This window comes from Novosphingobium sp., assembly GCF_027531025.1.
Lineage (GTDB): Bacteria > Pseudomonadota > Alphaproteobacteria > Sphingomonadales > Sphingomonadaceae > Novosphingobium.
This window is the reverse complement of record NZ_JAPZQX010000005.1, coordinates 133,818-145,820: the sequence shown is the minus strand read 5'-3', so window position 1 is coordinate 145,820 and position 12,003 is coordinate 133,818. Positions and strand designations below refer to the sequence as shown.

Here is a 12,003-nt window from a genome sequence, read left to right as displayed (position 1 = left end):
GGGTAACGGCGCCTTAACCCTGATCGGCGATAAGCCCGCGCAAGACCAATTGTGCAGGACCGCCTCGTCATGACCATGCATTTCCGCGATCTCGCCGCTGCCGCTGCGGCCGATGGCATGATTGCGCCGGATGAATTGCAGGACCTGCGCCGGGCCGGCTGGGCCGATGGCCGGATGGATCCGGACGAGGCCGAATCGCTGTTTGTTGCCAATGACCTGCTGACCGAGCCGGATCGCGACTGGTGCGATTTCTTCGTCGAGGCGCTGAGCAACTTCGTGGTCCATACGGTCCAGCCGGCAGGCTATGTCGACCAGGAAATGGCCGACGAGCTGATCGCGCGAATCGACCGCGATGGCCGGGTCGATTCGCTGGCCGAACTGGAACTGCTGGTCCGCGTTCTGGAAATCTCGACCAGCGTGCCCGCCAGTCTCAAGGCCTATGCCCTGCAACAGATCGAATGGGCAGTGGAACACGGCGAAGGCCCGACCCGCCATGGCGAACTGGCCGCAGGCGGAATCAATCCCACCGAAGTGGCGCTACTGCGCCGGATGATCTTTGCCGCCGGGGGTGACCGCCCGGCTGCGGTCAGCAAGGCCGAGGCCGAAATGCTGTTCCGGCTCAAGGACGCGTCGCTGTACGAAGCCAATTGCCCCGAATGGCAGGCGCTGTTCGTGCAGGGCGTGGCCAATTACCTGCTCGGCTTTGGTGGCAGCGAACCGCTGAGCGCCGAACGAGCCAGCGAACTGGAAGCATTCATGAACCAGGAAGGGGCCGGGATCGGCGGCTTTCTCGGCCGCATGGCCCGCGCCGACGTGGAGGATGCCTTCGGTAGCCTGCTCGGCGGGTCCGAGGCTGAAACGATCGACTGGGATGGCGAGGCCGAGGCCGCCGCGCGGCTCGATCCGGCCGAGGCTGACTGGCTGCGCGACCGGCTTGATGCCGACGAGGAACTGGATGAGCTGGAAAAGGCGCTGATCGCCTTCATCGACGAGGAAACGGGCGAAAGCTTTGTCCCGCGGCCGTAAGCAGGATCACCCGCGATAGGCGAAGCCACTCGCCACCAGCTTGCGCCAGCGGCGCTGGCGGTGCGTATAGAACAGCCGCGCGAAACCCCAGATCAGCGGGGTCAGCAAGCCAGCCTCGATATGGACCCGATCGACATAGCGGGTGCCGGCCCCTTCGGGCGTGATCTCGATCCAGTGATCCCAGCGCCGGATCAGCGGGCCATAGCCGTTATCGCGCACCACGAAGCGGCCAGCGGGCTGGACCGGCAGCTCGATCCCGATTGCCTGCCAGCCGATCGGAATGAAGCCGAACAGCAGCATCCAGGTGCGAAATTCGCCTTCGTGCCAGCGCGCGGGGAAGGGCCTGCCGCGGGGAACGAACCGCAACAGGCCCCGTGCCACATAATGCAGCAGGCGCGGAGTCTGGACATGGTCCCAGACCACTTCCGGAGGTGCGGCCAGATAGGTCGAAAGCTCAACCGTGCGCACGGCAGCGCTCAGACCGTAAAGCTCTCGCCGCAGCCGCAGCTGCCCTTGGCATTGGGGTTGTTGAACACGAAGCCGGCGGTGAAATCGTCTTCCACCCAGTCCATCGTGCTGCCGACCAGGTAGAGCACCGAGGCGCCATCGATGAAGAACAGCCCGCCGGGGGTTTCGATCCGCTCGTCAAAGGCATTGGCTTCGCTGATGTAGTCGACCGAATAGGCCAGCCCCGAACAGCCCCGGCGCGGGGTAGACAGCTTGACCCCGATCGCGCCCTCTGGCGCCTTGGCCATCAGCGCGGCGATCCGGGCTTCGGCGGCGGGCGTAAGGAGCACCGCAGCGGGGCGCTGGCGCAGTTTGGTCTCGCTCATCACAACATCCCCAGTTCGAGCCGGGCCTCGTCGCTCATCTTGGCGGGATCCCACGGCGGATCCCAGACCAGGTTGACCTCGCAATCGCGCACGCCGGGCACCGCGCCGACCCGCAGTTCGACCTCGCCGGGCATCGATTCGGCCACCGGGCAGTGCGGGGTGGTCAGCGTCATGATCACCACCACGGCGCCGGCATCATCTACCTCGACCCCGTAGATCAGGCCCAGGTCATAGATGTTCACCGGGATTTCCGGATCGAAGATGTCCTTCAGCGCGGCGATCACCCCATCGTGGATCGCACCGCCGGGCTCACCGGCAGGCACGTCCTGCGGCTGGGCCTTCAGGAAGCCATCGAGATAGTCGCGCTTGCGCTCCAGCTTGGCGGCAGCCGATTCCGGCGGCGTTGCCGCATCGTCGACCCGCGCGCGCGGCGGGGCCGAGACGGCCTCCACTTCCTGAATCGTGAATTTCGGTTCCCCACTCACCCGAAGATCCTCCGTGTCCGTTCAATCCCCGCCAGCAGCGCGGCGATATCGCTCTCATCCGAATACAGTCCGAAACTGGCCCGCGCCGTGGCCGGTACGCCCAGGTGATCCATCAGTGGCTGGGCGCAGTGATGCCCGGCGCGGATCGCGACCCCGGCTTCATCCAATATGGTGCCGAGATCGTGCGGATGCACCCCCTCCATCGCGAAAGAGACGATCCCGGCGCTTTCCTCCGGCCCGAACAGGGTGATGTCGTTGCGGCGGCGCAGTTCGCTGCGCAGTTGTGCCACCAGCGCCGCCTCGTGGGCGTGGATGGCCGCCAGCCCATGGGCCGCGACCCAGTCGGCGGCCGCGCCGAAGCCGATCGCCTCGACGATCGCGGGGGTACCGGCCTCAAACCGCTGCGGCGGCGCGGCATAGGTGGTCCGCTCGAAAGTAACGCGGTCGATCATCGCCCCGCCGCCCTGCCAGGGGGGCATGGCCTCCAGCAGCTCGCCCCAGCCCCACAGCGCGCCGATCCCGGTCGGGCCGTAGAGCTTGTGGCTGGAAAAGGCATAGAAGTCACAGCCCAGCGCCGCGACATCGACCGGCAGGCGCGGCACGGCCTGGCAGCCATCGAGCAGCAGCTTTGCCCCGACCCGGTGCGCGAGTTCGGCGGCGCGAGGGGCATCCAGCACCGAACCCAGCACGTTGGAGACGTGGGCGAAGGCGACCATCGTGTGCTCGGGCGTGAGCATGGCCTCGGCTGCATCCAGGTCGATCCGGCCATCGGCGGTCAGCGGGCAGACATCGACCTGCCAGCCGGCCAGCTGCCAGGGCACGATGTTCGAATGATGCTCCAGCACAGAAAGCAGGACCCGGCCCTTGTTCGGGTAGCTATAGGCCACGAGGTTGATCGCCTCGGTCGCGCCGCGGGTGAAGACCAGCTCGTCGTTCCGGCCGCCGATCAGCGCGGCAACCTTGCCCCGCGCGGCTTCGAAGGCCAGCGTCATCTCGGCCGAACGGGCATAGACCCCGCGATGGACCGTGGCATAGTCCGCGCCCATTGCCTTTAGCGTGGCATCGAGCACCGCCCGCGGCTTCTGCGCGGTGGCGGCGGTATCGAGGTAATGCCAACCACCGGCGAGGCCGGGGAACTCGGCGCGGAGGGGGACAGCGTTCACAGCAGCCGCTCCAGCGCGGCCTTGGCAGCGGCCTGCAAGGCTTCCTCGTCCGCCGCGCCGGTGAAGGCTTCGGCGACGAAGGCCTGGAGCATCAGCCGCTTGGCCAGCTCCGGCGGCAGCCCGCGCTGCGCCATGTAGAACAGGCTGTTCGCGTCCAGCTCGCCCACCGCGCAGCCGTGGGCGCACTTCACGTCGTCGGCGAAGATTTCCAGTTCGGGCCGGGCATTGGCCGTGGCCGTCCGGTCAAGCAGCATGGCCCGGACCGACTGTTCGCCATCGGTCCCGTCCGCGCCCTTGGCGACGCGCACCTTGCCCAGGTAATTGGCCGTGGCGCTGCCGCCCGCGACCGAGCGCACCACCTGGCGGCTGATCGCATCGGGGTGGGCGTGGAGGACATCGGTGACGATCTCGACGGTCTGATCCCCGCCCGCCAGCTGCGCCGCGCCAAGCGTGAATTCGGCCCCGGCGCCCAGCTCTACCCGTACCGCGACGCGGCCATAGGCAGCGGGCGCGTTCAGCACGCGCAGGTCAAAGCTGGCACCATCGCCCAGGGTAATCGCGATCTCGCGGGCGACCGGCTCGCTGCCATCCAGCACCAGCGCCAGGCTGCCGCGCTCACCGGCGGCAACGGCAATCGTTTCCACCGCCACCGGCCACAGCGGGGCCAGCGCGGCGAGGTCCGCATAGCGGAAGTCCTCGTCTTTGCGGGTGGGAAGGGCGAGGGCCTGGGTCACGCCGCCACTGCCTCGTAACCGCGCTCTTCCAGTTCGAGCGCGAGTTCCGGCCCGCCGGTGCGGACGATCCGACCCCCGGCGAGAACGTGGACAAAGTCCGGCTTCACGTAATCGAGCAGGCGCTGATAGTGCGTGATCAGCAGCACGGCCTTGTCGGGCTTGCGCATCACGGCATTGATCCCATCGCCCACGATCCGCAGCGCATCGATATCGAGCCCGGAATCGGTCTCGTCGAGGATCGCCAGCTTGGGATCGAGGATGCCCATCTGGACCATCTCGGCGCGCTTCTTCTCGCCGCCCGAGAAGCCGACATTCACCGGCCGCTTGAGCATATCCATGTCCAGCTTGAGCAAGGCCGCCTGCTGGCGCGCCAGCTTGAGGAAGTCCCCACCCGACAGCGGCTCCTCGCCCCGGCTCTTGCGCTGGGCATTGAGGCTTTCGCGCAGGAACTGGACGAAGGACACGCCCGGAATCTCGACCGGGTACTGGAAGCCCAGGAACAGCCCGGCAGCGGCCCGCTCGTGCGGTTCGAGTTCGAGCAGGTCCTGGCCCAGGAATTCGACCGAACCGCCAGTCACCTCGTAACCGGGCCGCCCGCCCAGGGTATAGCCGAGTGTCGACTTGCCCGCCCCGTTCGGCCCCATGATCGCATGGACCTCACCGGCGTTGATGGTGAGCGACAGGCCCTTGAGGATCGGCTTGTCCGCAACGGTGGCGTGAAGATCGGTAATGGTCAGCATTCAGGACATCTCGTCATTTGTCAGCCCGGACTTGTTCCGGGCCAGTGCTTCACTATGGACCGCGCGCAACAGAACCGCACCGGCCCGGAACAAGTCCGGGCTGACCGTTGTGGAGGCAATTAGCACCACGCTCATTTCCGCCCCCGCTTCAGCGCCCGCCGCTCATGCCAGCGTTCGCGCATTACGGCGGAAACGTGCGCGGCGGCGGCAGCCGGATCGGCCAGGACCGCCGTGGCGGAGAGCCGCTCGACCCGGTAGCCGACCTCGGTCAGGCTGCGGGTGCGGTCGGCGGTGAAGGCGGCGTCCTCGTCGCCATCGAGCTCGACCACCAGCATCAGCGGCTTGCAGGCGAAATCGACAATGGCCGAGCCGATCACGTCCTGCCGCTTGAACTTGTAGCCGCCGGTCTCGACCTCAAGGAGCGCTGCGGCGAGAGCCTCGCTGGCGGGCGAAGGGTTGCGGCGCATTTCGCGGGCGCGCTCGTGCAGGGCATCAAGCCGCTTTTCCGAGATTTCCCAGCCGCGACCCTTTTTCCTGATCGCGGGAGCGGCATCCTCGGCGGGCGCGCGGACGGTGAGGGTCTTCTTGGTCACTGCGCGGCGCTTTCAGCCGGGGCCGCGGCGGCTTCGGCCTTGAGCTGATCGAGCACGCGCATCTGCGCCCGGTCGACGAATTGCCCGGCCATCTGCTCCAGCGTTTCGCGCCGCACGAAGGGCACCTGTTCGGCCAGGGCATCGGTAATCGCGGCAACGGCGGCGGTCCGCGCGGTTTGCAGCGAGGCGAGGTCCGAGAGGTTTTCCGGCAGCTTGCCGTATTGCGCCTGATAGGCGGCGATTTCCGTCCGGGCACCCTGCCCCAGGATATCGAGCGCGGCCTTGGCCTCGGTCGAAAGCAGGCCAGCGATCTTGCTGTCATCCAGCGCCGCGAGCGCGCCGGATGCCGCTTCGCTGCCAGCAGGCACGGTGCTTTCACCGCAGGCAGTGAGCGACAGCGCCGAAACAACCACCAGGGTCACGATTCCAAGACGCATCAGCCAACACTCCCTTCCAGCGAAATGCCGAGCAGCTTCTGCGCCTCGACCGCAAATTCCATCGGCAGCTGTTGCAGCACTTCCTTGGCGAAGCCGTTGACGATCAGCGCCACGGCAGCTTCCTGATCCAGCCCGCGCTGCATCGCGTAGAACAGTTGGTCGTCCGAAATCTTGCTGGTGGTCGCCTCGTGTTCGATCTGGGCCGAGGGATTGCGCACCTCGATATAGGGCACGGTATGCGCGCCGCAGTCCTTGCCCAGCAACAGGCTGTCGCACTGGGTGAAATTGCGCACCCCTTCGGCCTGGGGGGCGACGCGGACGAGGCCGCGATAGGTGTTCTGGCTGTTGCCGGCCGAGATGCCCTTCGACACGATAGTCGAACGGCTGCCCTTGCCGTTGTGGATCATCTTGGTGCCGGTATCGGCCTGCTGGTAATTGTTTGTGACGGCGACCGAGTAGAACTCGCCCACCGAATCCTCACCGTTCAGCACGCAGGACGGATATTTCCAGGTCACCGCCGAACCGGTCTCGACCTGGGTCCAGCTGACCTTGCTGCGCTTGCCCTGGCACAGCGCGCGCTTGGTGACGAAGTTGTAGATCCCGCCCTTCCCCTCGGCATCGCCGGGATACCAGTTCTGGACGGTCGAATACTTGATCTCGGCATCGTCGAGCGCGACCAGTTCGACCACGGCGGCGTGGAGCTGGTTCTCATCGCGCATCGGCGCGGTGCAGCCTTCAAGGTAGCTGACATAACTGCCCTTGTCGGCGACGATCAGCGTGCGTTCGAACTGCCCGGTGTTTTCCGCATTGATCCGGAAATAGGTGCTGAGCTCCATCGGGCAGCGCACGCCTTCGGGAATGTAGACGAAAGTGCCGTCCGAAAAGACCGCGCAGTTGAGGGCGGCAAAGAAGTTGTCGTGCATCGGCACGACCTTGCCCAGCCACTTCTTCACCAGCTCCGGATATTCGCGGATCGCTTCCGAGATCGAGAGGAAGATGACCCCGGCCTTCTTCAGCTCTTCGCGGAAGGTGGTGGCGACCGAAACCGAATCGAACACGGCATCGACCGCAACCTTGCGCGCACCTTCCACCCCGGCGAGCACCTTCTGCTCTTCGAGTGGAATGCCGAGCTTCTTGTAGACCTCGAGAATCTCGGGATCGACCTCGTCCAGGCTGGAGAGCTTCTTCTTCGCCTTGGGCGCGGCGTAGTAATAGGCGTCCTGGTAATCGATCGGCGGAATGTTGAGCTTGGCCCAGTCGGGCGTGGGCATGGTCTGCCAGTGACGGAAGGCCTTCAGCCGCCAGTCGAGCATCCATTCGGGCTCGTTCTTCTTGGCGCTGATGAAGCGGACGGTATCCTCATTCAGGCCCTTTTCGGCGAACTCGGTTTCGATATCCGCCGACCAGCCGTGCTCGTAATCGGCCACCTTGGCGGCGGCTTCACGCGCGGCCTGATCCTTGATCGCGGTTTCCTCGCTCATGCCGCGGCTCCTTCGGCCTGCACCGCTGCCAGCCGGGTCAGCGGTACCTGCGACAACGCACCGCGCAGCGCCTCGTTGACGATCGGCCAGTGCGGCCTGACGGCGCAGCAAGCATCGAGCGAACAGTCCGAGCGCGCCTCGTCCACGCATTGAGTCAGCGCGATCGGGCCTTCGACGGCCTCAATGATATCAGCGAGGCTGATGGCCGCAGCCGGGCGCGCCAGCTTCAAGCCGCCGCCCACGCCGCGCGTCGAACGCAGCAAACCGGCCGCCGTCAGGCGACTGACCAGCTTCTGCACGGTGGGCACCGGCAGGCCGGTTTCGGCGGCCAGTTCCGCCGCGGACACGCGCGAGCCGCCGCAATGGCGCGCAGCGGCGCTCATCGTGACGACAGCATAATCGGCCATGGAAGATAGGCGCACTGGAGGGCTCCGGCCAAAATCGGATTGATTCGTTCCGAATTGCCCTAGGCCCCTTTTTGGCCCAGATCAATCGTCCGGAATGCGCGCGATATTGGGCTTGATCCGGGTGTAGTTCTCCAGTGAATTGGCCTTCGACAGCACGTTCTCGCGATCAGCCATCAGGCGTTGCGGGGTGCGGCCGGTGAAGTGGCGAATCTCGCGGATCAGGTGCGACTGGTCATAGAACAGGTTGAACAGTTCGGCGATCTTCGCCTCGGGCAGACCGGGGGCCTGCAACAACGCCGCGACCCGCAGGGCCCGGTACTTGCGCATCAGCAGCTTCGGGCTGCACCCGAAATAGCGCATGGTCAGCCGCTGGATCTGTCGCGGCGAATAGCCGGCCGCGGCATGCAGGTCGGCCAGCGCCGGATCGAGCGAGGTCGACAGCCAATCGCTGATCGTGCGGGCCAGTCGGGCATGAGCCGGGTCGATCGGGGCCAGCCGGGTGGCAAGGTCCGCGACCATGGCGGCAGCGAGATCGGGCACCGCCATCCGGCCGGCGCGCCAACCCGCGCGCAGGTCATCGCCCAGCCGGTTGATCGCCTCGCCCAGCACCGCTCCGGCATCATCGACCCGGTCGGCCCATTGCGCGGCATCGCGTCCGGTCAGGGCGATCCAGCCCAGCGGGGCGAGCGCCACGGCCACCATCCGCAGCGGCCCGGCCACTTCCAGCCCGACCGCGGCATTGGTTGGCGCGAGCAGCGTTTCGGGGTGGGCGGCATCGGTTCGGCCCGAAGCAAAGCGCAGCGAACCTTTGCCCTCAAGGACAATGGCCAGGTAACCGACGGCCGCCGGGAGGGTATCGGAGATATCGCGTTCGTCGCATTCCAGCATGAAACTGGTAGTGAAGAAGGCTTGCAGGTTCGGCGGTACGGGAAAGTGGGTCAGCCGGATCAGGCTGGCAGGCGTCAGCGCCGACTCTTCGCCGCCCCCGATAACTGTTTCACGACCACCCCGGTACATTACTCGCAAGAGTGCCGCTCGGCCGCTCTGACGGCAATAGGTATTTAGGCGAGTTCAACCGGCTCCGCCCAGGTTGCTGGCTCAGGGATCGTCGGCACAAAAAAAGCGACCCTGCGCTTTGGGCGGAGGGTCGCTACTGAAGTTGAGGAACCACCAAGCAAATTGGCAGTTCTTCGGGTCGCCAGCATGAGCTAGCCGGGAATCGCGGCGGCGCATTGTATGGAATCGTCAATCTGTGACGAACCGGTGCACCATATCGACTTGACTGGCCGCTGCTGCCATAGGCTGGCACCCCGTGACCATGCTCTACTCGCTGCTTCGCCCCGCCCTGTTCCTGTTCGAAGCCGAGCGCGCGCACCGGCTGACGATCGATTCGCTGAAGGTAATGCCGCATGGCGGGCCGCCGCGCGCCGGGTCGCTGGCAACCACGGTAGCGGGGATCGATTTCCCCAATCCGCTGGGCATGGCCCCGGGCTTCGACAAGGATGCCGAAGTGCCCGATGCCGTGCTGGGGCTGGGCTTCGGCTTTACCGAGATCGGCACCGTGACTCCGCGCCCGCAGCCGGGCAACCCCCAGCCGCGCCTGTTCCGCCTGAGCGAGGACCGCGCGGTGATCAACCGGATGGGCTTCAACAATGGTGGCCACGCGGCGGCGGCGGCGCGGCTGGCCAAACGCAAGCGACAGGGCGTGGTCGGCGCCAATGTGGGGGCCAACAAGGATTCGGCCGACCGGATTGCCGATTACCTGGCCGGAATCGCCGCTTTCCGCAGCCTGGCCGACTATATCACGGTCAACATCTCCTCGCCCAACACCCCCGGCCTGCGCGACCTGCAGGGCGACAAGGAGCTAAACGACCTGCTGTCCGCCATCGCCGCCGAGCGGCAGGCGGGCGATCCGCCGGTCTTCCTGAAAGTGGCGCCGGACCTAGACGAGGCCGCCCCGGCCCGAATCGTCGAAGCCGCGCTCAAACATGGGATCGCAGCGATCATCGTGTCGAACACCACGATCACCCGGCCACCGCTGCAATCGCGGTTTGCCGGCGAGGCGGGCGGGCTGTCGGGCGCGCCGCTGCGCGATCTGGCGCAAGCGCGGCTGCGCGATTTCCGTGCGGCTGCCCAGGGCGCGATCCCGTTGATCGGTGTGGGTGGGATCGCCAGCGCCGAGGATGCCTGGGCGCGAATCCGGGCCGGGGCCAGCCTGGTCCAGATCTACAGCGCGATGGTCTATGAAGGGCCCGGCCTTGCCCGCCGGATCACCCACGGGCTGGAGCGACTGATGCGGCGCGACGGCTTTGCCAGCATTGCCGAGGCGGTGGGAAGCGAATAGGCAGGGCCCATGGTCCTGTTTCGCAACACCGCGCTCGCTGCTCTGGCCTTGGCCAGCGTCACCCCCCTTGCCGCCCCCTTTACCACCCCGGCCCTGGCGAAGACCGCCGCGACCGCGCCGTTTGAAAGCGGCATGGTTTCCGCCGCCGATCCGCGCGCGGCCGAGGCCGGCGCGGAAATCCTACGCCAGGGCGGCAATGCCACCGACGCCGCGCTCGCCGTGCTGCTGGCGCTGACCGTGGTCGAACCGCAAAGCTCCGGCATTGGTGGCGGCGGCTTTCTGGTGCTCGATACGGGCCCTGGCAAGGCGGGGGGCGGCCAGCTGATCACCCTCGACGGGCGCGAAACCGCCCCCAAAGCTGCCACGCCCGACTGGTTCAAGGCGGGGGACAAGTACCTGTCCTACATGGAAGCAATCCCCGGCGGGAAGAGCGTGGGCGTGCCCGGCAACCTGGCGCTGATGGCAGAGGCACACCGCCGCCACGGCAAGCTCAAGTGGCGCGCGCTGTTCCAGCCGGCGATCCGCCTGGCGCGCGACGGCTTTGTCGTCTCCCTGCGGCTCAACCAGTTCCTGACCCGGTTCAAGCTCCTGGCCGCTTCGACCGAACAGGGCCGCACGCTTTATTACCACGCCGATGGTAGCCCGATCGCGGCGGGTTCAACGCTGAAGAACCCGGCGCTGGCGACGTTCCTCGAACATCTTTCCCGGGAAGGGCCAAAGGCCTTCTATCGCGGGCAGAACGCGGCCGAGATCGTCCGGACGGTGAACACTGCCCCGCGCAACCCCAGCGCGATGACCCTGGCCGATATCAAGGCCTATCGCGCCAAGTCGCGTCCGCCGGTCTGCGTGACCTATCGCCAGCACCGGATGTGCGGGATGGGGCCGCCGAGTTCCGGCGCGACGACCGTGCTGGGCACGCTCAAGCTGCTCGAGCGGTTTGACCTCAAGGCCATGGGCAAGGATTCGCCCACCGCCTGGCACCTGATCGCCGAGGCGCAGCGGCTGGCCTATGCCGACCGCGAACGCTACCTGGCCGACCCCGATTTCGTCGACGTGCCGGTGGTCGGGCTGCTGGCCCCCGACTACATCGCCGCCCGGTCGCAGCTGATCGCGACGGATCGCGCCATGCCCTCGGTCGCGCCGGGCAACCCGGCCGGGGTCAAGGTGGCGCTGGCCGACGGGGCAGGACCGGTGGAACGCGGCACCAGCCACTTTTCGGTGATCGACCGCAATGGCATGACCGCCAGCCTGACCTCGACCATCGAGGGGCCGTTCGGCTCCGGGCTGATGGTCAACGGCTATTTCCTCAACAACGAGCTTACCGACCTGTCGATCCTGCCTGAGCGGGACGGGCGGCTCGTCGCGAACCGGGTGGAGGGCGGCAAGCGGCCGCGCAGCTCGATGGCGCCGACCATCGTCTATGGTCCCGATGGCAAGGTGAAGCTGGCCGTGGGCGCCGCCGGTGGCGTGACCATCCCGGCCCAGGTGCTGAAGGCGATCATCGCCGTGGTCGACTGGAACCTGCCGGCCGACCAGGCCCTGGCCCTGCCGGTGATCTATGCGCCGGGCGGCAATACCGTCTTCGTCGAGCGCGGGACCGAGCACGAGGCGCTGATCCCGGTGCTCCAGGGCCTGGGCCATGCCGAGGTGCGCCTGCGTGACCGCAGCTTCAAGGGCAACGCCGTGCAGGTTTTGGACGGCAAGCTGCTGGGCGCGGCCGATCCGCGCAGCGAAGGCGAGGCCGCACGGCAATAGGCCTG

General features: G+C 66.9%; 14 protein-coding genes. 3 read left to right on the top strand and 11 right to left on the bottom strand.

From position 1 onward, the window contains the following. Positions 1-69: 69 nt before the first annotated feature. Positions 70-1,026, top strand: a complete 957-nt coding sequence (locus tag O9281_RS09515) for a hypothetical protein (protein WP_298184931.1) — start codon at positions 70-72, stop codon at positions 1,024-1,026. 6 nt (positions 1,027-1,032) lie between these two features. On the opposite strand, the gene O9281_RS09510 is transcribed toward O9281_RS09515, so the two are convergent. From O9281_RS09510 to O9281_RS09460, 11 genes are all read right to left on the bottom strand, one after another. After that, positions 1,033-1,494: a hypothetical protein gene (locus O9281_RS09510; RefSeq protein ID WP_298184930.1), complete on the bottom strand. Its 462-nt coding sequence runs from the start codon at positions 1,492-1,494 to the stop codon at positions 1,033-1,035. A gap of 8 nt (positions 1,495-1,502) precedes the next feature. Next, complete coding sequence (locus O9281_RS09505; protein ID WP_298184928.1) at positions 1,503-1,859, bottom strand: iron-sulfur cluster assembly accessory protein; 357 nt, start codon at positions 1,857-1,859, stop codon at positions 1,503-1,505. Continuing rightward, a complete protein-coding gene (locus tag O9281_RS09500) occupies positions 1,859-2,344 on the bottom strand; it encodes an SUF system Fe-S cluster assembly protein (protein WP_298184926.1) in 486 nt (161 codons plus the stop codon). Before O9281_RS09500 ends, O9281_RS09505 begins: the two co-directional genes overlap by 1 nt. Beyond that, positions 2,341-3,507, bottom strand: coding sequence for an aminotransferase class V-fold PLP-dependent enzyme (locus tag O9281_RS09495; protein ID WP_298184924.1), 1,167 nt, complete (start codon positions 3,505-3,507; stop codon positions 2,341-2,343). The genes O9281_RS09500 and O9281_RS09495 overlap by 4 nt, the downstream gene beginning before the upstream one ends. After that, positions 3,504-4,241 (bottom strand): SufD family Fe-S cluster assembly protein, encoded by a 738-nt coding sequence (locus O9281_RS09490; protein WP_298184922.1) that lies wholly within the window; start codon positions 4,239-4,241, stop codon positions 3,504-3,506. Before O9281_RS09490 ends, O9281_RS09495 begins: the two co-directional genes overlap by 4 nt. Beyond that, complete coding sequence (gene sufC, locus O9281_RS09485) at positions 4,238-4,981, bottom strand: Fe-S cluster assembly ATPase SufC (protein WP_298184920.1); 744 nt, start codon at positions 4,979-4,981, stop codon at positions 4,238-4,240. Before sufC ends, O9281_RS09490 begins: the two co-directional genes overlap by 4 nt. 131 nt (positions 4,982-5,112) lie before the next feature. Then, entirely contained in the window at positions 5,113-5,574 is a 462-nt protein-coding gene (locus O9281_RS09480) for a DUF559 domain-containing protein (RefSeq protein ID WP_298184918.1), read from the bottom strand. Continuing rightward, on the bottom strand, positions 5,571-6,011 hold the full coding sequence (locus O9281_RS09475; RefSeq protein ID WP_298184916.1) for a hypothetical protein: 441 nt from the start codon (positions 6,009-6,011) through the stop codon (positions 5,571-5,573). The genes O9281_RS09480 and O9281_RS09475 overlap by 4 nt, the downstream gene beginning before the upstream one ends. After that, on the bottom strand, positions 6,011-7,492 hold the full coding sequence (sufB, locus tag O9281_RS09470; RefSeq protein WP_298184914.1) for a Fe-S cluster assembly protein SufB: 1,482 nt from the start codon (positions 7,490-7,492) through the stop codon (positions 6,011-6,013). The genes O9281_RS09475 and sufB overlap by 1 nt, the downstream gene beginning before the upstream one ends. Further along, complete coding sequence (locus O9281_RS09465; RefSeq protein ID WP_298184912.1) at positions 7,489-7,914, bottom strand: SUF system Fe-S cluster assembly regulator; 426 nt, start codon at positions 7,912-7,914, stop codon at positions 7,489-7,491. Before O9281_RS09465 ends, sufB begins: the two co-directional genes overlap by 4 nt. Positions 7,915-7,980: 66 nt before the next feature. Next, positions 7,981-8,916: an AraC family transcriptional regulator gene (locus O9281_RS09460; protein ID WP_298184910.1), complete on the bottom strand. Its 936-nt coding sequence runs from the start codon at positions 8,914-8,916 to the stop codon at positions 7,981-7,983. A gap of 301 nt (positions 8,917-9,217) precedes the next feature. On the opposite strand from O9281_RS09460, the gene O9281_RS09455 reads away from it, so the two are divergent. Beyond that, the gene (locus O9281_RS09455; RefSeq protein ID WP_298185043.1) at positions 9,218-10,243 is read left to right on the top strand and encodes a quinone-dependent dihydroorotate dehydrogenase; all 1,026 of its coding nucleotides are present in this window, start codon (positions 9,218-9,220) and stop codon (positions 10,241-10,243) included. 9 nt (positions 10,244-10,252) lie between these two features. Beyond that, positions 10,253-11,998, top strand: coding sequence for a gamma-glutamyltransferase (ggt, locus tag O9281_RS09450; protein ID WP_298184908.1), 1,746 nt, complete (start codon positions 10,253-10,255; stop codon positions 11,996-11,998). The last annotated feature ends 5 nt before the right edge of the window (positions 11,999-12,003 follow it).